The organism is Pseudonocardia sp. P1, assembly GCF_000178675.2.
Classification (GTDB): Bacteria; Actinomycetota; Actinomycetes; order Mycobacteriales; family Pseudonocardiaceae; genus Pseudonocardia.
In genome coordinates this window covers 4,829,311-4,848,974 of sequence record NZ_ADUJ02000001.1, presented here as the reverse complement: position 1 = coordinate 4,848,974, position 19,664 = coordinate 4,829,311, and the positions used below count along the sequence as shown (strand labels likewise).

The 19,664-nt window shown below is 74.9% G+C and carries 19 protein-coding genes; 13 read left to right on the top strand and 6 right to left on the bottom strand.

Annotation, left to right across the window (positions count from 1 at the left end; all coding sequences use genetic code 11):
* Positions 1 to 133 precede the first annotated feature (133 nt).
* Entirely contained in the window at positions 134 to 1,660 is a 1,527-nt protein-coding gene (locus tag PP1_RS22375; RefSeq protein WP_075314659.1) for an aldehyde dehydrogenase family protein, read from the bottom strand.
* Between the two features lie 115 nt (positions 1,661 to 1,775).
* On the opposite strand from PP1_RS22375, the gene PP1_RS22370 reads away from it, so the two are divergent.
* A complete protein-coding gene (locus tag PP1_RS22370; RefSeq protein ID WP_075314661.1) occupies positions 1,776 to 2,225 on the top strand; it encodes a hypothetical protein in 450 nt (149 codons plus the stop codon).
* A gap of 13 nt (positions 2,226 to 2,238) precedes the next feature.
* On the opposite strand, the gene nucS is transcribed toward PP1_RS22370, so the two are convergent.
* Positions 2,239 to 2,898 carry an endonuclease NucS gene (gene nucS, locus PP1_RS22365; protein ID WP_010228034.1) on the bottom strand — a complete coding sequence of 220 codons (660 nt, stop codon included), beginning with the start codon at positions 2,896 to 2,898 and terminating at the stop codon, positions 2,239 to 2,241.
* A 107-nt stretch (positions 2,899 to 3,005) separates the two neighbouring features.
* Between nucS and PP1_RS22360 the strand changes: the two genes are divergently transcribed.
* Entirely contained in the window at positions 3,006 to 3,512 is a 507-nt protein-coding gene (locus PP1_RS22360) for an NUDIX hydrolase (protein ID WP_050802326.1), read from the top strand.
* Here the strand turns inward: PP1_RS22360 and PP1_RS22355 are convergent.
* Both PP1_RS22355 and PP1_RS22350 read right to left on the bottom strand, forming a co-directional pair.
* Entirely contained in the window at positions 3,464 to 4,225 is a 762-nt protein-coding gene (locus PP1_RS22355) for an HAD-IA family hydrolase (RefSeq protein WP_010228030.1), read from the bottom strand. The two genes, PP1_RS22360 and PP1_RS22355, sit on opposite strands and share 49 nt — an antisense overlap.
* Positions 4,222 to 5,166: a phosphoribulokinase gene (locus PP1_RS22350; protein WP_010228028.1), complete on the bottom strand. Its 945-nt coding sequence runs from the start codon at positions 5,164 to 5,166 to the stop codon at positions 4,222 to 4,224. Before PP1_RS22350 ends, PP1_RS22355 begins: the two co-directional genes overlap by 4 nt.
* 108 nt (positions 5,167 to 5,274) lie before the next feature.
* On the opposite strand from PP1_RS22350, the gene PP1_RS22345 reads away from it, so the two are divergent.
* The 6 genes from PP1_RS22345 (at position 5,275) to PP1_RS22320 (ending at position 11,540) form a co-directional block, all read left to right on the top strand.
* Complete coding sequence (locus PP1_RS22345) at positions 5,275 to 5,937, top strand: response regulator (protein WP_010228026.1); 663 nt, start codon at positions 5,275 to 5,277, stop codon at positions 5,935 to 5,937.
* Complete coding sequence (locus tag PP1_RS22340; protein ID WP_010228023.1) at positions 5,934 to 7,166, top strand: GAF domain-containing sensor histidine kinase; 1,233 nt, start codon at positions 5,934 to 5,936, stop codon at positions 7,164 to 7,166. The genes PP1_RS22345 and PP1_RS22340 overlap by 4 nt, the downstream gene beginning before the upstream one ends.
* Positions 7,167 to 7,190: 24 nt before the next feature.
* The gene (locus PP1_RS22335; protein ID WP_010228021.1) at positions 7,191 to 8,621 is read left to right on the top strand and encodes a form I ribulose bisphosphate carboxylase large subunit; all 1,431 of its coding nucleotides are present in this window, start codon (positions 7,191 to 7,193) and stop codon (positions 8,619 to 8,621) included.
* Positions 8,622 to 8,635: 14 nt separating this feature from the next.
* The gene (locus PP1_RS22330) at positions 8,636 to 9,094 is read left to right on the top strand and encodes a ribulose bisphosphate carboxylase small subunit (protein WP_010228019.1); all 459 of its coding nucleotides are present in this window, start codon (positions 8,636 to 8,638) and stop codon (positions 9,092 to 9,094) included.
* The gene (locus tag PP1_RS22325) at positions 9,081 to 10,127 is read left to right on the top strand and encodes an AAA family ATPase (protein ID WP_010228017.1); all 1,047 of its coding nucleotides are present in this window, start codon (positions 9,081 to 9,083) and stop codon (positions 10,125 to 10,127) included. Before PP1_RS22330 ends, PP1_RS22325 begins: the two co-directional genes overlap by 14 nt.
* A 528-nt stretch (positions 10,128 to 10,655) precedes the next feature.
* Positions 10,656 to 11,540, top strand: coding sequence for a LysR family transcriptional regulator (locus tag PP1_RS22320; RefSeq protein ID WP_212592121.1), 885 nt, complete (start codon positions 10,656 to 10,658; stop codon positions 11,538 to 11,540).
* A gap of 463 nt (positions 11,541 to 12,003) precedes the next feature.
* Here PP1_RS22320 and PP1_RS22315 read toward each other — a convergent pair whose 3' ends face one another.
* Both PP1_RS22315 and PP1_RS22310 read right to left on the bottom strand, forming a co-directional pair.
* Complete coding sequence (locus tag PP1_RS22315) at positions 12,004 to 13,236, bottom strand: cytochrome P450 family protein (RefSeq protein WP_075314663.1); 1,233 nt, start codon at positions 13,234 to 13,236, stop codon at positions 12,004 to 12,006.
* Positions 13,237 to 13,279: 43 nt separating this feature from the next.
* Positions 13,280 to 14,008, bottom strand: coding sequence for a TetR/AcrR family transcriptional regulator (locus PP1_RS22310; RefSeq protein WP_227013340.1), 729 nt, complete (start codon positions 14,006 to 14,008; stop codon positions 13,280 to 13,282).
* Positions 14,009 to 14,103: 95 nt separating this feature from the next.
* On the opposite strand from PP1_RS22310, the gene PP1_RS22305 reads away from it, so the two are divergent.
* The 5 genes from PP1_RS22305 to PP1_RS22285 are packed head-to-tail and all read left to right on the top strand — an operon-like array spanning position 14,104 to position 19,654.
* On the top strand, positions 14,104 to 14,877 hold the full coding sequence (locus tag PP1_RS22305) for an enoyl-CoA hydratase-related protein (RefSeq protein ID WP_010242596.1): 774 nt from the start codon (positions 14,104 to 14,106) through the stop codon (positions 14,875 to 14,877).
* A gap of 24 nt (positions 14,878 to 14,901) precedes the next feature.
* Positions 14,902 to 15,792: a transporter substrate-binding domain-containing protein gene (locus PP1_RS22300; protein WP_010242595.1), complete on the top strand. Its 891-nt coding sequence runs from the start codon at positions 14,902 to 14,904 to the stop codon at positions 15,790 to 15,792.
* A 35-nt stretch (positions 15,793 to 15,827) separates the two neighbouring features.
* Positions 15,828 to 16,982, top strand: coding sequence for a hypothetical protein (locus PP1_RS22295; RefSeq protein ID WP_010242593.1), 1,155 nt, complete (start codon positions 15,828 to 15,830; stop codon positions 16,980 to 16,982).
* A 15-nt stretch (positions 16,983 to 16,997) separates the two neighbouring features.
* Positions 16,998 to 17,735 (top strand): FHA domain-containing protein, encoded by a 738-nt coding sequence (locus tag PP1_RS22290; protein ID WP_010242591.1) that lies wholly within the window; start codon positions 16,998 to 17,000, stop codon positions 17,733 to 17,735.
* The gene (locus PP1_RS22285; protein ID WP_075314665.1) at positions 17,732 to 19,654 is read left to right on the top strand and encodes a serine/threonine-protein kinase; all 1,923 of its coding nucleotides are present in this window, start codon (positions 17,732 to 17,734) and stop codon (positions 19,652 to 19,654) included. Before PP1_RS22290 ends, PP1_RS22285 begins: the two co-directional genes overlap by 4 nt.
* Positions 19,655 to 19,664 lie beyond the last annotated feature (10 nt).

The window sequence follows — 19,664 nt, the reverse complement described above, 5'->3', positions numbered from 1 at the left end:
CGCGATCCTGCCATCCGGGAGTGCTACCGGTGGGTAACATGCGACCAGGGCCACCCCCGAAGCACAGGGTCAGGCCCTCCGGGCTCGTGAGTGGAAAACACGGCCCTGACCGTGTTTTCCACTCACGGGCGCATCAGCGCCCGTACCGCGCCTTCACGATCGACGTGAGCGTCTGCATGGTCTTCGCGGTGCGCTTGAAGCTGGTCACCGCGATCGGCATCGGGAACCGTGCGCGGGCGATCGCCTGGGAGCGGGTGAACTCGCGCAGCCCGTCGGCGCCGTGGATCCGGCCGAACCCGGACTCCCCCACCCCGCCGAACGGCAGCGACGGGATCCCGGCGAACGCGATCACGCCGTTGACCGACACCATCCCGCACCGCAGCCGCTCGGCGATCTCCTCGCCGCGCTTCGCGGAGAACACGGTCGCGCCGAGGCCGTAGCCGGTGGCGTTGGCGCGGCGGACCGCCTCGTCGACGTCCGGGACGCGGTTCACCACCAGCAGCGGGCCGAACGTCTCCTCGGTCACGGCGACCGAGTCCTCCGGCACGTCGGCGATCACGACCGGCGAGATGGAGCCGCCCTCGTCGGGCACGGAGCCGGCGCCGCCGACGATCGCCCGGCCGCCCTTCTCCAGCGCGTCGGTGACGTGCCGGCGCACGGTCCCGGTCTGCGACGGCATCGTCATCGGCCCGAGGTCGCCCTCGTTCGCGGCCGTGCCGACCTGCAGCTTCGACGCCGTCGCGCGGACCTTCTCCAGGAAGCGCCCGGCGACCGACTCGACGACGTAGACGCGCTCGACGCCCACGCAGGTCTGGCCGGCGTTGGACATCCCGCCCCAGACGGCGGCGTCCGCGGCGGCGTCCAGGTCGGCGTCGGCGTCGACGATCAGCGGGTCCTTGCCGCCGCACTCCATCAGCACCGGCACCAGGTTCTCCGCACACGCGGCCATCACCTTGCGCCCGGTCGCTGCCGACCCGGTGAAGGCGATCTTGCCGATGCCCGGGGCGCGGCACAGCTCGGCGCCGGTCGCCCCGTACCCGGTGACGACCGTCAGCAGCGGGTGGCGACCGACCTCCGGGATCGCCTCGGCGAGGGTGCGGGCGAGCTCGTGCCCGACCCCGGGGGTCAGCTCGGACGGCTTGAACACCACGGTGTTGCCGGCGGCGAGCGCGTAGGCGATCGAGCCCATCGGCGTGAACACCGGGTAGTTCCACGGCCCGATGACGCCGACGACGCCCAGCGGCCGGTAGCGCAGCGACGCGGCCTGGTTCGCCATCAGCAGGCCCGGCGACACCGACCGCTTCCCGAGCACCTTCTTCGCGTTGGCCGAGGCCCAGTCCAGGTGGTCGATCGCCAGGACGACCTCGAGCCGGGCGTCGTCGAAGGGCTTGCCGGACTCGTCGGACACGACCCGCGCGACGCGGTCGAGCTGGGCGACCAGCACCTTGCGCCACGCGGCCAGGCGGCGGCGCCGCTCGGCGAAGTCGAGGCCGCCCCACCAGGCGGCCGCCCCGGCCGCGTCACGGACGGCGGCGCGGACGTGCTCGCCGTCGTGCACCGGGTAGCGGGCCAGCTCGGCACCGGTGCGCGGGGACAGCGAGGCGAAGTCCTCGGGCGTGGGAGTCGTGGTCGCGGCGGAGTCAGCGGCGGTGGCACTCACGTGATCAGCGTAAACGTGCCGGGAGGGTCCGGCCGTGCCCGAGCTGGCCCGGCCGGGCCGGGAGCCCTCCCGGGCACCTCGGTGTCTGCTGGTGCACCGACCGAGGAGGACCACCGTGCCGGCCCACTGCTCCATCCTGCCGCCGCTCGTGCTCGCCGCCTGCGCCGCCGTCGCCGTCGCGGGGTGCGGGGGCGGCGCCCCCGCACCACGTGCGGCACCCGCGACCACGCCGCCCGCGGCTGCGGCCCCGGCACCTCCCACGACCACCGCAGCACCGGATCCGACGTGCACGGGGTCGATGGAGCGCCGCACCGACGGCCGCATGTCGACGAACTTCGGCGGCGGGGCCGGCGGCACCCTGCAGACCAGCGACGCGGGGACGTTCGTCAGCTGCGGGGACGGGCCCCGGATCCGCATCCGGATCGACCCGGGGGCGGCGCTCGTCGCGAGCTTCGAGGGTCGCGACGTGCGCATCGGCGAGCGCCGCTCCGACGCCGTGGGCCCCTACCGGGTCGCCGTCACCTCGCTGACCGGGAACGCCGTCCGGTTCACCGTCACGCCGTGACGGGTCCTCGTCCTCAGAACAGACGCATGTCCTTCGACGTCATCCCGCGCAGCTCGTCGTAGTCGACGGTCAGGCAGCGGATGCCGCGGTCGGTGGCCAGGGTGCGCGCCTGCGGCTTGATCTGCTGGGCCGCGAACACGCCCTGCACCGGGGCGAGCAGCGGGTCGCGGTTCATCAGCTCCAGGTACCGGGTGAGCTGCTCGACGCCGTCGATCTCGCCGCGGCGCTTGATCTCGACCGCGACGTGCCCGCCGTCGCCGTCCCGGCAGAGCAGGTCGACCGGCCCGACGGCGGTCATGTACTCGCGGCGGACGAGCGTCCAGCCGTCGCCGAAGGTCTCGGGGTGGGCGGCGAGCAGCTCCTGCAGGTGCGCCTCGACACCGTCCTTGACCAGGCCCGGATCGACGCCGAGCTCGTGCGAGGAGTCGTGCAGCACCTCGTCGATGGTGATCACCAGCGACTCGTCGGCCTTGTTCTTCACCGTCCAGACGCCGGGCTCCTCGGACAGCCAGCACGGCGGCGACATCCAGTTCAGCGGCTTGTAGGCGCGGTCGTCGGCGTGCACGCTCACCGAGCCGTCGGCCTTGACCAGCAGCAACCGGGGTGCCATGGGCAGGTGGGCGGTCAGCCGTCCGGCGTAGTCCACCTGGCAGCGGGCGATCACGAGACGCACCCGGCTCACTGTAAGGCGGCCCCGGTGCGCGACCGTCCCCGGCCTGGGCCAGGCTGGTCACCGTGATCGAGCAGACCTCCACCCGCCAGGTCTACGCGAACGACTGGATGACCGTCCGGGAGGACGGCATCCGCCTCTCCGACGGCACCGAGGGGATCTACGGGGTGGTCGACAAGCCGACCTACGCCCTGGTCGTCCCCCGCGACGACGACGGCCGCCTGCACCTGGTCGAGCAGTTCCGCTACCCGGTCGGCGAGCGCCGCTGGGAGTTCCCGGCCGGCACCGCGCCGGAACGCGCCGACCAGGACCCTGCCGAGCTGGCCGTGCGCGAGCTGGCCGAGGAGACCGGGCTCGCGGCGTCGTCGATGGCGCTGCTCGGGACGCTGGACTGCGCGCCGGGCATGTCCAGCCAGCGCGGACACGTCTACCTCGCGACCGGTCTGACCGAGGGCCCGCCGCGGCGCGAGCACCAGGAGCAGGACATGCGCGCCGCCTGGTTCACCGCGGTCGAGTTCGAGCGGATGATCCTCGACGGGCGGCTGACCGACGCGCAGACCCTCGCCGCCTACGCGCTGCTCCGCCTGCACGACGAGCGCCGGGCCGCGAGCGCCTGATCCTCCGCCGCGGTGAGCAGCTCGCGCAGCAGCACGGCGTCGAGCGGCGGATCCCCGTCGAAGGAGTCCCGCACCAGGGCGGCTCCGCGGGCGTCGTGCCCGGCCGTCGGTTCCGACCGCACGACGACGGTCATCAGCCCGGCTCCCAGCGCCGCCTGCAGTCCCGGCGCGGAGTCCTCCACCGCGACCGCGCACGACGCCGGCAGCCCCAGCCGGCGCAGCGCGAGCCGGTAGGCCTGCGGGTCCGGCTTCAACGCGGTGACGTCGTCGCCGTACACCGCCACGTCGAGCGCCCCGGCGACGTCGCCGATCAGGTGCCGCACGAGCGGCTCGGCCCACTCCCGGCGCCCGGTCGTCACGACGCCGATCCGCGTGCCGTGCCGCCGCAGGTCCGCGACCAGCGTCCGGACGCCCGGCCGGGCCGGGATCGAACCGGAGCGGGCGTGCTCGGCGAACAGCGCCGTCTTGGTGCGGTGCACCGCCGCGGCGACCCGGTCGGCCTCCACACCGGGCACCCCGCGGGCGCGCAGGTCCGCGGCGATCCGCTGCCGTCCGCCGGGGACCCGCAGCAGGCGGGTGTAGTGCGCCGGTGTCCAGTGCAGACCCAGGTCGTGCTCGGCGAAGGCCCGGTTGAAGGCCGGCCGGTGCCCGTCGCGCTCGGTCTCGGCGAGCGTCCCGTCGACGTCGAACAGCACCGCCTCCGGGGCGCTCACCGGCCCAGCTCCATCAGGTGGAACAGGATCAGCAGCTGGGCGATCGCCAGCGGCTCGCTGCGGCCGTCCCCGACGCGACCCAGGCAGTCCGGGGTGTCGCGGCCCGCGTCGCCCATCTCGGCCCAGATCGACTTCTCCACCGCGACGCTCTCCTCGTGGGGCACGTAGCCGTGCACGTGCAGGGACTCGACCGGGCGGCCGTCCGGGTCCCGCTCCAGCTTCAGGTGCATCGCGCGGGTGAGCCCGGGCTGCATCACCCCGGACAGGTCCGGGTGCGGGATCGTCGGCCGCAGCATCACCGTCGCCGACAGCGGGGTGCCCTCCGGGTCGTCGCGGCTCTCGATCGGCGCGAACCGCACCACCAGGTCGGCGTGCCGGCGCTGCGGGCGGATGTGCTCGGCCGACTCGGGTTCGCGCCGGTCGAGCTCGGCCAGCACCTGGTCCGGGGTGTAGCCGCGCTTCGCGCAGTCGCGCTGCACCTTCCAGTCCCGCCGGATCTCCTCCGGCGGGTCCAGGTAGACGGTCACGTCGAAGCAGGCCCGCGACAGCTTCGAGTGCAGGGGCAGCAGCCCCTCGACGATGACGACCTCGGCCGGCTCGACCGGCTCCGGCCGGGCCAGCTCGCCCGTGGAGTGGTCGTAGACCGGCTTGAGCACGGGTTCGCCGGTGGCCAGCAGCTGCAGGTGCTGCTCCATGATCTCGACGAAGTTGCAGTCCGGGTGCAGCGCCGTGAACGGGAGGTCCCTGCGCTCGGCCCGGTCGTAGCGGTGGTAGTCGTCGGTGCACAGGGACACGCACCGGTCGGGCCCCAGCGCCTCGACCAGTCCGCGGGTCAGCGTGGTCTTGCCCGCGGCGCTGTCCCCCGCGATGGCGAGCATGATCGGTCGGCGGCGGGCCTCCTCGGGCCCGGCCCGCCGGATCCGCAGCGACTTGTCCGGCACGGCGTGCTCCTCTCCCGGTCGGGTCACCGACGCTAGGAACCGCGGGCCGGGCGGTCTCCCCCGGCACGGGGGACCCACCGGGGGAGACCGGCCCTTATCGTGGGCCGTATGACGCAGGCCACACCACTGCGACTGGTCGTGGTCGACGACCACGAGATGGTCGTCCAGGGGCTGAAGGCGATGCTCGCCCCGTTCCGTGGCCGCGTCCGGGTGGTCGGCACCGCGCACGACGTGACGGCCGCGATGGACGCGGCGCTGTCGCTGGCCCCGGACATCGTGCTGTGCGACGTCCGGATGGCGGGCGACTCCGGGCTCGACCTGTGCCGGCGTCTGCACGACCGGCTGCCCGGGCAGAAGGTCGTGCTGCTCAGCGTCTACGACGACGAGCAGTACCTGTTCCAGGCGCTGCGCGCCGGAGCGGCCGGCTACCTGCTGAAGCGGATCGGCGGCGAGGAGCTGGTGCGGCAGCTGGAGCTGGCCGCGACCGGGGTGACGGTCGTGGACGCGACGATGGCCGGCCGCGCGGCGGCGTCGGCGGCCCGGCTGGAACGCAACGAGTTCTGGCCCGGGGCCCGGCTGGGGCTCACCCACCGGGAGAGCGAGGTGCTGGCCCTGCTGGTCGCCGGGCACTCGAACCGCTCGGTCGCCGCGGAGCTGGTGATCGGCGAGGAGACGGTGAAGTCGCACGTCCGCTCGGTGCTGCGCAAGCTCGACGTCCCCGACCGGACGGCGGCGGTCGCCGCCGCGCTGCGCGAGGGCGTGTTCCGGTGACTGCGGCGGGGCGCGGTCTGGGGCTCGGCGACCCGGAGCGGGAGAACGCCGTCCTGCTCGGGATCATCGAGGCCACTGCGTCCGGGCCCGCGGTGGAGCCGCTCGCCGCCGCCGTCGCCCGCGTGATCACCGAGGCGACCGCGACCGACGTCTGCTTCGTGCACGTCCTCGACGACACCGACACCGCGCTGACCCTCGCCGGCGCCACTCCGCCGTTCGGCGCCCGCGTCGGGACCGTGCACCTGCCGCTCGGCCACGGCGTCAGCGGCTGGGTGGCCGCCCACCGCACCCCGGCCGTGATCACCGACGACAAGACGTCCGACCCGCGCTACCTGCCGATCCCGGAGCTGCGCGGGCAGGACTACACCTCGATGGTCTCGGTGCCGATGCTGTCCGAGCCCTACGGCCTCGCCGGGGTGCTCAACGTGCACACCGTGGACCGGCGCGAGTTCGGCGACCGCGACGTCCGGCTGCTGCTGGCGATCGGCAGGCTGCTGGCCGCGGCACTGCACCAGGCCCGCATGCACCGGCGGCTGCGCGCCCGGGAGCAGGCCCACGAGCGGTTCGCCGAGCAGACCGTCGCCGCGCAGGAGACGGAGCGGCGACGGCTCGCCCGCGACATCCACGACGGCATCTCGCAGCGGCTGGTCACGCTGTCGTTCCACCTCGACGCCGCGGGCACCCTGCTCGGCCACGGTGACACCGGCGGTGCCCGCACCGAGCTGGCCTGCGCCGCCGGGCTGGTCGGCACCACGCTGGACGAGGCGCGGGCGGCGATCGGGGCGCTGCGGCCGCCGGTGCTCGACGACCTCGGGCTGGCCGGGGCCCTCGCCGCGCTGGCCCGGGAGGTCCCGGAGCTCGACGTCCGGCTCGACCTCGACGAGCGACGGCTGCCCGACCACGTCGAGGTCGCCCTGTACCGGATCGCCCAGGAGGCGCTGCAGAACGTGCAGAAGCACGCGGGGGCGCACCGCGTCGTCGTCCGGCTGGCCGCCGACGACGGCGGGGTGCGCCTGGACATCACCGACGACGGCGGCGGGTTCGCGACCCACGGCGGGCCGCCCGGCGGGTACGGGATGGCCTCCATGCGGGAGCGCGCCGAGCTGATCGGCGGGACGCTGCGGGTGCGCGCACGACCGGGATCGGGGACGACGGTGGTGGTCACCGCCCCGGGCGACACTGAGCCGATCGACGAAGAGTCCGCTGGGAACACTCGATTGTCCGACTGACGGTCGCGCCGCACTCTGAGGCCCATGAGCGACCGATGGAGCGCGGGTGTCATCCCCTACGCGGAGATGGGGTACTGGCAGCCCGACTACGAGCCCAAGGACACCGACCTGCTCTGCGCGTTCCGGGTCACCCCGCAGGACGGGGTGCCGCCGGAGGAGGCGGGGGCCGCCGTCGCCGGGGAGTCCAGCACCGCCACCTGGACCGTGGTCTGGACCGACCGGCTGACGACCTACGAGCACTACCAGGCCAAGTGCTACGCCGTGGAGCCCGTGCCGAACACGCCGGGCCAGTGGATCGCCTACATCGCCTACGACCTCGACCTGTTCGAGGAGGGCTCGATCGCGAACCTGACGAGCTCGATCATCGGCAACGTCTTCGGCTTCAAGCCGCTCAAGGCGCTGCGCCTGGAGGACATGCGGATCCCGGCGCACTACGTGAAGACCTTCCCCGGACCGCCGCACGGCATCGTCACCGAGCGCGAGTACCTGGACAAGTTCGGCCGCCCGCTGCTCGGCGCCACCACCAAGCCGAAGCTGGGGCTGTCCGCCCGGAACTACGGCCGGGTCGTCTACGAGGCGCTGCGCGGCGGCCTGGACTTCACCAAGGACGACGAGAACATCAACTCGCAGCCCTTCATGCGCTGGCGCGACCGGTACCTGGCGTGCATGGAGGCGGTGAACCGGGCACAGGCCGCGACCGGCGAGGTGAAGGGGCACTACCTCAACGTCACCGCGGCGACGATGGAGGACATGTACGAGCGGGCGGAGTTCGCCCGCGAGCTGGGCAGCGTGATCGTCATGGTGGACCTGACGGTCGGTTACACCGCGATCCAGTCGCTCTCGACGTGGGCGCGCCGCAACGGCGTGATCCTGCACCTGCACCGGGCCGGGCACGGCACCTACACCCGGCAGAAGAACCACGGCGTCAGCTTCCGGGTGATCGCCAAGTGGATGCGGCTGGCCGGGGTGGACCACATCCACGCGGGCACCGTCGTCGGGAAGCTGGAGGGGGACCCGAATGCGGTCGCCGGGTTCTACGACGTCCTGCGCAAGGGACGCTACGCCGCCGACCCGGTGAAGGGCCTCTACTTCGACCAGGACTGGGTGTCGATGCCGGCGACGATGCCCGTCGCCTCCGGCGGGATCCACGCCGGGCAGATGCACCAGCTGCTGCACCACCTCGGAGAGGACACCGTGCTCCAGTTCGGCGGCGGCACGATCGGGCACCCGATGGGCATCGCCGCCGGTGCCGAGGCCAACCGGGTCGCCGTCGAGGCGATGATCAAGGCCCGCAACGAGGGCGCGGACTACCTCGCCCAGGGCCCGGAGATCCTGCGCGCGGCCGCGAGGCGCAACCGTCCGCTCGAGACCGCGCTGGCGACCTGGGGCGACGTCACCTTCGACTACGCCTCGACCGACACCCCGGACGTCGTGAGCACGCCGACCCCGGCCTGAGCAGGAGGACCACCATGCGGATCACCCAGGGCACGTTCTCGTTCCTGCCCGACCTCACCGACGACGAGATCACCGCCCAGATCGGCTGGGCGCTCGACCACGGCTGGCCGTGCGCGGTCGAGTTCACCGACGACCCGCACCCCCGCAACACCTACTGGGAGATGTGGGGCATGCCGATGTTCGACCTCGCCGACCCCGCGGGGGTGCTGGCCGAGATCGACGCCTGCCGGAGGGAGCACCCGGAAAACTACGTCCGGGTCAACGCCTACGACGCCTCGCTGGGCAGGCAGACCGTCGCGCTGTCGTTCCTGGTGCAGCGGCCGTCGGAGGAGCCGGGGTTCCGGCTGGACCGGGCCGAGGGCGGCGACCGGCGGATCGGCTACACCGTGCACCCCTACGCGACCGAGCGGCCGTCGGGGGCGCGCTACCCGGTGACGGGCGGGCACGACGGGAACGGCCGTGCCGAGCACTGAGCGGGCCGGGGCGCGGCCCGGCACCGGTCCGGCCGGCCCGGCCGGTCCGGGCGCAGTGAGCACCCGCATCGCGTTCGGGGCCGCGGCGCCCCGTCCGGCCGACCCCGACCCCGTCTCCGGCTCCCTCTCCGACGACGGCGGCCCCGAGCTGGCCCCCGGCGACACCGTCGATCTCGGCGAGGTGCGCCGGGCGGCCGGCGTCGACGACGTCCTCGACGCGCTGGACCGCGAGCTGGTCGGGCTCGCCCCGGTGAAGCAGCGGCTGCGCGAGCTGGCGGCGCTGCTCGTCGTCGACCGGGTGCGTGCCCGGTTCGGCACCGCCACGGACCGGCCGACCCTGCACATGTGCTTCACCGGGAACCCGGGCACCGGCAAGACGACGGTCGCGCAACGGATGGCCGGTCTGCTCCACGGCCTGGGCTACCTCCGCCGCGGGCACCTGGTCACCGCGACCCGCGACGATCTCGTCGGCCAGTACGTCGGGCACACCGCGCCGAAGACCAAGGAGATCGTGCAGAAGGCGCTCGGCGGGGTGCTGTTCGTCGACGAGGCCTACTACCTGCACCGGCCGGGCAACGAGCGGGACTACGGCGGCGAGGCCATCGAGATCCTCCTGCAGGCGATGGAGGACCACCGCGACGACGTCGCCGTGATCCTCGCCGGCTACGCCGACCGGATGGACACCTTCTTCACCGCGAACCCGGGCATGCAGTCGCGGGTCGCCCACCACGTCGACTTCCCGGACTTCTCCGTGGGCGAGCTCGCCGAGATCGGGCAGCGGATGGTCGCCGACCTGGACCTGGAACTGTCCGGCGAGGCGCGGACGACGCTGCACGAGTACCTGACGCTGCGGGTGGAGCAACCGTGGTTCGCCGGGGCGCGCAGCGTCCGCAACGCCCTCGACCGGGCCCGGATGCGGCAGGCCCTGCGGTTGTCCGCCGGGACCGGACGGATCGGCCTCCCCGAGCTCCGGACGCTCACGGCCGCCGACCTGCGCGCCAGCCGGGTGTTCGACGGCGGCCTGTCCCGCTGAGCACTCCCGCCGGCCCGAGCGACCGGCGGTGCTCCCCGCCGCCGGTCACCCGCCCGGCATCCCGCCCCCGTGCCGGCATCACGCACCCCGTGCCGGGCCGCACCCGTCGCCGCGGGCGCACCCGTGCCCGGCCGCCACCCGGCCGCACCGTCCCCGCCCGCACCGTCCTCGGCCGTACCCGTGCCCGGTCCGGTACCCGCGGCGCCACGCACCCCCTCACGGCGGCGCACCCCGTGGCGGCGTCACGCACCCCACTCGATGGGTGCGGCGCACGGCGACGGGGTGCGCGGCACGGCGACGGGGTGCGTGACGCCGGCCACGGGGTGCGGCGCGCGGGGACGGGGTGCGTGGCGCCGGCCACGGGGTGCGGCGCGCGGGGACGGGGTGCGGCGCGCAGAGGAGCGCGGCGCTCGGAGCGAGGTCCGGTGCCCGGGTGCGGGTGCGGCCCGGAGGAACGGGTGCGCCCCTCGGGGGACGAGGTGCGCTGCGCGGGGACGGAGTGTGCCGGGCCGGACCTACGCTGGTCCGGTGACCACGACCGCCCGGATGCGCGCGTTCGTCGCGCTCGCCGACCAGGGCTCGGTGCGCGGCGCCGCGGCCCGGCTGGTGGTCACCGAGTCCACGGTGTCCGCGGCGGTGCGGGCGCTCGCCGAGGAGGTGGGCGTCCCGCTCGTCGAGCGCGACGGCCGCGGGGTCCGCCTGACCCCGGCCGGGCACCGCTACGCCGGCTACGCCCGACAGGTGCTCGGCCTGCTCGAGGAGGGCGCCGCGGCCGCCCGGGGCGAGGCCGACCCCGAGCACGGCAGGGTCCGGCTGGCCGCGGTCACCACCGCGGGCGAGCACCTCCTGCCGGACCTGCTCGCCGGGTTCCGGGACCGGCACCCGGGCGTCACGCTGGAGGTCGACGTCGCCCCCAGCGACCGGGTGTGGCCGATGCTCGCCCACCACGAGGTCGACGTCGTCGTCGCCGGCCGTCCGCCCGCCGCCGCGACCGGGCCGGGGGCGTCCGGTCCACCCCTGGTGCGGGCCGTGCGGGAGAACACGCTGGTCGTCGTGGGTGCGCAGGCCGCCGAGCACGATCCGGCGCGTGCGACCTGGCTGCTGCGCGAGCCGGGCTCCGGTACCCGGGCCACCCAGGAGGCGCTGCTCGCCGACCTCGGTGTGGACCCGCCGCGGCTCCTGCTGGGCTCGCACGGCGCGACCGTCGCCGCCGCCCGCGCGGGGCTCGGGATCACCCTCGTCTCACGTGACGCGGTGCGCCGGTTCCTCGCCGACGGGGAGCTGACCGAGCTCGCGGTGCCCGGCACACCGCTGGACCGGCCGTGGCACGTGGTGACCCATCCCGACGCGACGGCGAGCACCGCGCTGCTGCTCGCGCACGTCCTCGCCACCGCCCCGTGGCACGCCCGCTGACCCGCGCCCGGCACACGCGCGCCGCCTCTCCCCGCGCACCGGCCCGTACCTCCCCGCACACCCGACCGGCACCTCCACCCACACGGGCCCCGAACGGGCCCCGGACGGACACCACCCGAGCCCCGCGCGGCCCCACACGCTCCGCACCTCCACGCACACGCTCCCCGCACCTCCACGAGACACACCGCCCGCCCGCACCCGCCGAGATGCAGCTCAGCGTCGTGAAGAGATCGACAATTCGCTCTCAGCTGCATCTCGGCGGGTCGTTGCTCGGCGGCGCCGGCGGGGCGAGGCACGACAGGCCCGGCGGGCCGAGGCACGGCGGGTCCGGCGGGCCGAGGCACGGCGGGTCCGGCGGGTCGAGGCGCGGCGGGTCCGGCGGGTCGAGGTCCGGCGGGTCGAGGTCCGGCGGGTCCGGCGGGTCCGGCGGGTCCGGCGGGGCCGGCGGGCCGGCCGAGGAGCGTCAGGACACCCGGACCGGCAGCTCCCCCACCCGGCTGAAGCCCGGACGCGGCACCCAGACGATCTCCGCGGCGGGCGCGTCCAGGGCGAGGCTGGGGAAGCGGTCGAACAGCATCCGCAGCGCCACCTCGCCCTCCTGCCTGGCCAGTGCCGCTCCGAGGCAGTAGTGCGCGCCGCGGCCGAAGCCGAGGTGCCCGTCGCCGCGACCGGTGTCCCGGCCGACGTCGAGCTCGTCGGGCCGGTCGTAGGCCCGCGGATCGTGGTTGGCGGGGAGCAGACCGGCGATCACCGGCGTCCCGGCGGGGATCGCGACCCCGCCCAGCTCGACGTCCTCGGTCGGGTAGCGGAACTGTGTGAACTGCACCGGCCCGCGGAACCGCATGAGCTCGTCGACCGCCTGTGGCCACAGCTCCGGGCGCTCCCGCAGCACCGCGAGCTGGTCGGGGTGGGTGAGGAGGGCGAGGGCACCGTTGGAGATCAGGTGGGCGGTCGTCTCGTGGCCGGCCATCACCAGCGCGAAGATCATCGTGACCATCTCGCGGTCGGTGAGGCGGTCGCCGTCGTCGTCCTGGGCCGCGACGAGCGCACTGATCAGGTCGTCGGACGGTTCGGCCCGGCGGGCGTCGACCAGCGCGTGCACGTGGTCGACGGCCGCGCGCAGCACCGCCGGGACCCGCTGCGGGTCCATCGAGGTCAGCACCCGGCCCCACTCGTGCCACTGCTCGCGCTCGCCATCGGGCACGCCGACCAGCTCGCAGATCACGGTGATCGGCAGCGGGTAGCCGAACGTCTCGACGAGGTCCACCCGCCCGGCGTCGCCGATGCGGTCGAGCAGTCGCGCGGTGATCTCCTCGACCCGCGGCCGCAGGGCCTGCACCCGCTTCACGGTGAAGGCACGGGACACCAGCTTGCGCAGCCGGGCGTGCTCGGCGCCGTCGGTGGTGAGGATGTTGCGGAGCAGGTAGCCGGCCAGGTCGTCGGGGACCCCGAGCTTCTCGAACATCGCCTCCCGCATGCTCTCGGCGCCGCCGACGAGCTCGACGTCGGTGACGAACCGGGGATCGGTGAGCACGGTGCGCACGTCGTCGTGCCGGGTGACCATCACCGCGGGCGGGGTGCCCATCATCGTCACGGTCACGGCGGGCGCCTCCTCCCGCATCCGGCCGTAGGCGGCGTACGGGTCGGCGGTCAGGTCCGGGGACAGGAGGTCGCGCGGTTCGGTCGATGCGGTCATGTCGTGCTCCCTCGGTGGTGGTGGAGGTGCCGGACCCCGGCGATCACCGGACCCGGCTGCGCCATTCCTGGTCGACGTGCGCGACCAGCGGGTGGTAGACGCCGGCGACCCGCGCGGCGACGTCCGGCGGGACCGGCTCGCCCGCACGCGCGGCGGGGCCGGCGAGCAGCGCCCCCACGGCGTGCTCGGCGAGGACGCCCTGCCGGGCGGCGTCGCCGGGCGCGGACGGGTCACCGCCCGGCACCGGGAGCCCGGTGGTGGCGAGGAAGCCGTAGGCGATCGCGCCCCAGCTGCGGATCTGCTCGCCGATGGAGAGGTCGGTGCCGACCAGCCCGGCCTCGCGCAGCAGGCCGAGGTGCTCGCGCACGGCGTCCTCCCGGCGGCGCGCCAGCTCGCCCAGGGTCCCGGCGGCCTCGTGCGCGAGCCGGCCGAGGACCTCGGCGTCGCCCAGGTAGAGGGCCCGGGTGACCTCGTCGGACTGCACCAGCTCGTGGATCAGGCGGGTCATCCGCCACGGCAGGACCAGCTCGGGCTCGTCCGGCATCCGGTCGGCCATCTCGCCGAACAGCCGGTGCTGGGAGCGCAGGAGCACCGTGAGGAACAGCGCGTCCTTGGTGCGGACGTGCAGGTAGACCGTGCCCTTCCCGACGCCGGCCTGCCGGGCGACGTCCTCGATCGTCACCCGCCGGTACCCGCGCCGGACGAGCAGGTCCGCGGCGGCGTCGAGCACGCGCCCCATCCGCGCCCGATCACCGGTCACCTGCTCCGCCACCGACACGGGAACCTCCGTCCGTGACCGGATCGACGATTCCGGTCATACGGTCACGGTAGCTCCGCCGCACGGGCCTGTCGAGATACCGTCGGACCATGTCCGACTACGAACACCTGCTGGTCAAGCAGGACGGCGACACGGTCCGGATCACGATGAACCGGCCGCAGCGCCGGAACTCGCTGACCGAGGGCCACCTGCGCGAGCTGCTGGACGCGTTCGAGAGCGCCGGCCGCACCGACGCGACCGGCATCGTGCTCGCCGGGGAGGGCAAGGCGTTCTCGTCCGGGCACGACTTCGGCGACGTCGCGGACCGCGACCTCGCCGGCGTCCGCGAGCTGCTGCGGCTCTGCACCACCGTGATGCGGACCGTGCAGGAGGTCCCGCAGGTGGTCGTCGCGCGCGTGCACGCGACGGCGTGGGCGGCAGGCTGCCAGCTCGTCGCGTCCTGCGATCTCGCCGTGGCGGCCGAGTCGGCGTCGTTCGCGCTGCCCGGCGGCAAGGGCGGCTGGTTCTGCCACACCCCGGCCGTGCCGGTCGCCCGCACCGTCGGCCGCAAGCGGCTCATGGAGCTGGCGCTGACCGGCGACGCGATCGACGCCGCCACCGCAGCCGACTGGGGGCTGGTCAACTACGCGGTCCCCGACGACGAGCTCGACACCCGCGTCGACGAGCTGCTGGCCCGCGCCACCCGCGGCAGCCGGTTGTCCAAGGCCGTCGGCAAGCAGACCCTCTACGCCCAGCTCGACCGGCCCGAGGCCGACGCCTACGCGATCGCCACCGAGGTCATGGCGTCCATGTCGCAGTCCGGCGGGGCGCGCGAGGGCATGGCGTCGTTCCTCGGGAAGCGCACCCCGGTGTGGCCCGACTAGCGATCACCTAGGCTCTGCCGGACCATGTCCGATCCGAGCCTGCTGAGCAGAAGACGGCTGTTCGGCGCCGCCGCGGCGCTGGGCGGCGCCGCGCTGCTCGCCGGCTGTGGCCGTGAGTCGGGTGACGCGCTGACCCGCCTGCGGGCCGGCGGCGACGTCGTCGTGGGGCTGTCCGGGGAGCGCCCGTTCGGTTTCACCGACGGCTCCGGCCGCCCCACCGGGGAGAGCCCCGAGGTCGCCCGCGCCGTCGTCGGGGAGATAGGCGGCGGCGGGCTCGTCGCCGTCCAGCTGGCGTTCGACCAGCTGGTGCCCGCCCTGCTGGACGGCCGCTTCGACATGATCGCGGTCGGGCTCACCGTCACACCGCTGCGCTGCCAGCAGGTCGCGTTCTCCCGGCCCGACTACATCGCCCGCACCGGGCTGCTCGTGCCGACCGGCAACCCGCTCGGCGTCGCGACGCTCGGCGGTGTCCGCCGCTCCGGCGCCACCCTCGGGGTGCTGCGCAGCTCCGCCGAGCAGGAGTACGCCTACGCGGCACGCATCCCGAACGAGAAGATCGTCACCTTCGACTCGCAGGGTGCGCTGGTCCGCGGCATCGCCCGCCAGGAGGCGCAGGTCGGGGCGCTCACCCGGATCTCCCTGCAGGACGAGGTGCGCCGCAACGCCGGCATCGGGCTCGAGGTGACGGGCGGGTTCGAGCCCGAGGTGAACGGCCGCCCGGTCGTCGGTGCGGGGGCGTTCGCGTTCCGCCCGGCCGACACCGGTTTCCGCGAGGAGTTCGACCGCGGCCTCACCGCACTGCAGGAGTCCGGGCGCTGGCTGGAGGCGGCCCGGCCGTTCGGTTTCACCGAGGAGAACGTCCCGCCGCGCGGGCTCACCATCGACGATCTCTGCGCGCGGACACCCGAGTCGTGACCCGGCAGGCCTCGCGGGAATGCGAGGATCCGACCATGTCACTGCGCATCGCCGGGATCCCGGTCCCCGGCCCGTCGGACCTGCTCTCCGGAGCGGCCTCGGTCGTCGACCGGACCGGGGAGCTGGCGGAGACCGTGGCCGGGCTGCCGTCGCGGGCCGGGGAGCTGCTCGACGAGGTCGGCTCGCTGGTCGGCCGGATCGGCACGATCGCGACCCGGGCGGAGGCGCTGCTCGACCGGGTCGACGGCGTCGTGGACCGGGCCGAGGACCTGATCGGGACCGTGGGCTCGGTCGCCGCGGAGGCCACCGACGTGGTCGCGCGCGTCCGGCCGGTGGCCGACCGCGCGGACGAGCTGGTGGCCCGGGTGTCCACCGTGGCCGACGACGCGACCGGCCTGGTCACCCGGGTGTCCACGGTGGCCGAGGAGGCGACCGGCCTGGTGCGACGGGTGTCCACCGTGGCCGACGACGCGGACTCGCTGGTCGAACGGGTCACCGGCGTGGCCGAGAACGCCGACGGCCTGGTCCGCAAGGTCACCACCGTCGCCGACGACGCCGACGGGCTCGTCCGCCGGGTCACGACCGTCGCCGAGAACGCCGACGGGCTGGTGCAGAAGGTCACCACCGTCTCCGAGGACGCGAGCGGGCTGGTCCGGCGGGTCACCACGGTCTCCGAGCGGGCCGACGGCCTGGTGGAGCAGGTGTCCGCGGTCGCCGGGAACGCCGAGGGCCTCGTCGCCCGGGTCGACGCCGTCGCCGGGAACGCCGACGGCCTGATCACCACCGTCACCACCGTCAGCGACCGGGCCGGCGACCTGATCACGCAGGTCGAGCGGGTCACCGGGTCGGCGACGACCGTCGTCGACCAGGCGTCCGGGATCAGCGACCGCGCCGGGGAGCTCGTCGACCTCTACGCCCCGCTCGCCCGCCGCGCCGCGCCGCTCGCGACGAAGTTCCTCGACGAGCTGTCCGAGGACGAGGTGCACGCCGCGATCCGCCTGGTCGACCAGCTCCCGGTGCTCACCGAGCACCTCGAGGACGACATCCTGCCGATCCTCGCGACACTCGACCGCGTCGGACCGGACGTCCACGAGCTCCTGGACGTGCTGAAGGAGGTCCGGCAGGCGATCATCGGTATCCCCGGTTTCAAGCTCCTGAGCCGGCGGGGCGGCGAGAAGGACGACAGCTGAGCGAGGGGAGGACACGTGCAGCAGCGACCGTCGGCCGAGCACACGTTGTTCGTGCAGACCCTGGCAGGCAGCGCCACCTTCGGCCCGAAGGAGGGCCGTGAGGTCCTGTTCGGACGCAACCGGCCGCTGGTGCACCTCACCCTCGGCGAGGACGATCCGCAGGTCAGCCGCGAGCACGGCCGCCTGAGGTTCACCGGCGGCCGCTGGTGGCTCAGCAACTCCGGACGGACCGGCATCCGGTTCCCGGCCGGTACCGAGCTGCGTCCCGGCGGCGAGCCGGTGCCGGTCCCGCCCGGATACACGCTGGTCACCGTGCTCGGCTCCCCCGGCCGGGAGCACGCGCTGGAGGTGCGGGTCAGCGGCCCGGACCGGGTGCGCCCGCTCCCCCGGCACGACGACAGCACCCGGGTCCCCCGGCCCTGGCCGCTCGACGGGGACGAGCGCCTCGCCGCCCTCGCGCTCGCCCGCCGCTACCTGCAGAACGACCCCCGTCCGGCTCCGCAGTCCTGGCGCCAGGTCAGCGACGAGATGCAGCAGGCCGATCCCGGCGGCGGCTGGACCCACCGCCGCGCCGAGCACACGGTGCGCGCGATCCGGGAGCGGCTGTCCGCCGCCGGGGTGGCCGGACTGCTGGCCTCGGAGATCGAGCCGCCGGTGGGCAACCGGCTCAACGAGAACCTGGTGGCCGAGCTGATCCGCACCAACACCGTCACCGAACCCGATCTCGACGAGCTGGACCGGGAGCCCGGGTGACCGCACCGCTCGTCGAGGGCACCGTCGTCGCCGGGCGGTACGAGGTCCGGGAGCGGCTGGGCGCCGGGGGCATGGGCGTCGTGCACCGGGCACGCGACACCGCGCTGGACCGCGACGTCGCCCTCAAGCAGGTGCAGACGGGTGCCGCCGCCGAGGACGGCGCGGCCGCGATGCGCCGCCTCCGGCGTGAGGCTCAGGTCGCCGCCCAGCTGCACCACGGGCGGATCGTCACCGTCTTCGACGTCCTGGAGCTCCCGGCCGGCCCGCTGCTGGTCATGGAGTACGTGCCCTCGGCAGGCCTGGACGCGCTGCTGACCGGAACCGGGCCGCTGGCGCCCGGCGCCGCGGCCCGGATCGGCGCGCAGGTCGCCGAGGCGCTCGCGGCGCTGCACACGGCCGGCATCGTGCACCGCGACGTGAAGCCCGGCAACGTCCTGGTGTCCGACGACGGCCCCGTCAAGCTCACCGACTTCGGCATCTCGCTGATCCCCGGCCGGCACTCGCTGACCGTCGGAACACTCGGGACCCCGGCCTATTTCGCCCCGGAGACAGCGCGGGGCGACGAACCGGCGGCCCCGGCCGACGTCTACGGGCTCGGTGCGACGCTGCGGGTCGCCGTCGACGGAGAGCCCCCGTTCGGCTGGGCCGACGACAGCCCGCTGGCCCTCATCCGCCGCATCGCCGACGCCGACCCGGTCCCGCCGCCCGCACTGGACGGTCCACTGGGTGCACTGCTCGCGACGATGACGGCGGCCGACCCCGCCGCCCGTCCGACGGCGGCCGAGGCGGCCCGGCGGCTCTGGGCGCTGGCCGACCGCGACGAGCCCGAGCCCGCGGCCCCGGCGGACCCCGGCCCCACCGCACGCCGCACGACCACCCCGGAGGTCCGGCCGGACGATCCGACCGACCCGCCCGGCCACGCGACGGCGGACGGCCCGGTCGCCGCCCGCCGGCGCCGTCTCCTGTTCGGCGGAGCGGCCGTCGTCGCGGTCGTGGCGGTCGTCGCCGCCGTCGCGCTGATCCCGCAGGAACGCGGCGCCGACGCGCCCGCCCCGGCCCCGGTGGCGCTGCCCGCGTCGGTCCCGCCGCTGGCCGCGGGCGACCAGCGCACCGCCGACCCGTGCCTGGCCGACCCGGCGGCGCTCGCCCCGTTCGCGCCCGCGGTGAGGGAGCCCGACTACGGCAACCTCGCGGCCTGCTCGATCGTGTTCGTGGTCGGCGGCGACGACGCCGGTGGCGTCGACATCCGCTACCGCCGCGCCACCGGCAGCCCGCCCGAGGGCGAGCAGCAGCGCCTCGGCGACGCCGTGCTGGTGCGCCGACCGGCCGAGGGCACGTCGTGCATGCGGTTCTTGTGGCTCGACGACGGCACCCAGGTCTCGATCTCGGCCGACCACGACGCCGGCCGGACCCGCGGACTGGACCCCTGCGCGGCCGCCGAGGCGGCCGCCGCCTCCGCCGCGACCCGGCTCGCCGCGGACGGCATCCCCCGCCGTCCGGTACCGCCGCCGGGCGGCAGCGTCCTCTGGACGACCGACGCCTGCGACACCCTGCGCCCCGGGGACCTCACGATGCTGCCGGCCCCGGCGCGCACCGACTCCTACCGCGACTTCGCCGGCTGGTCCTGCAGCTGGGACGCCGGCGACGCGGGCGACGACCTCCAGCTGACGGTCTCGTTCGACCGCTACGACACCCCGTCCGCGACCGGGCAGCCGCTCGCGGGCACGGCGGCGTTCGTCCGTGACGACGGCCCCGACGCGTGCAACGGCGAGGTCCCGGTGCGGGAGTTCACCGGGACGAACGGCCGCCCGATGGCCGAGCTCGTCCGGGTCAAGGCCGAGGAGGGCGGGCGCTCGACGTCGCAGCTGTGCGAACTCGCGGGCCGTCTCGCCGACACCGCGGCCGCCCGGGTGCGCTGACCCGGGCGGT

Bases quoted from the DNA above. Each gene is read 5' to 3' on its own strand.
- PP1_RS22360 (WP_050802326.1), top strand. From the start codon at position 3,006: ATGACCGTCCGGGAGGACGGCATCCGCCTCTCCGACGGCACCGAGGGG.
- PP1_RS22345 (WP_010228026.1), top strand. From the start codon at position 5,275: ATGACGCAGGCCACACCACTGCGACTGGTCGTGGTCGACGACCACGAG.
- PP1_RS22335 (WP_010228021.1), top strand. From the start codon at position 7,191: ATGAGCGACCGATGGAGCGCGGGTGTCATCCCCTACGCGGAGATGGGG.
- PP1_RS22330 (WP_010228019.1), top strand. From the start codon at position 8,636: ATGCGGATCACCCAGGGCACGTTCTCGTTCCTGCCCGACCTCACCGAC.
- PP1_RS22315 (WP_075314663.1), bottom strand. From the start codon at position 13,236: ATGACCGCATCGACCGAACCGCGCGACCTCCTGTCCCCGGACCTGACC.
- PP1_RS22305 (WP_010242596.1), top strand. From the start codon at position 14,104: ATGTCCGACTACGAACACCTGCTGGTCAAGCAGGACGGCGACACGGTC.
- PP1_RS22300 (WP_010242595.1), top strand. From the start codon at position 14,902: ATGTCCGATCCGAGCCTGCTGAGCAGAAGACGGCTGTTCGGCGCCGCC.
- PP1_RS22295 (WP_010242593.1), top strand. From the start codon at position 15,828: ATGTCACTGCGCATCGCCGGGATCCCGGTCCCCGGCCCGTCGGACCTG.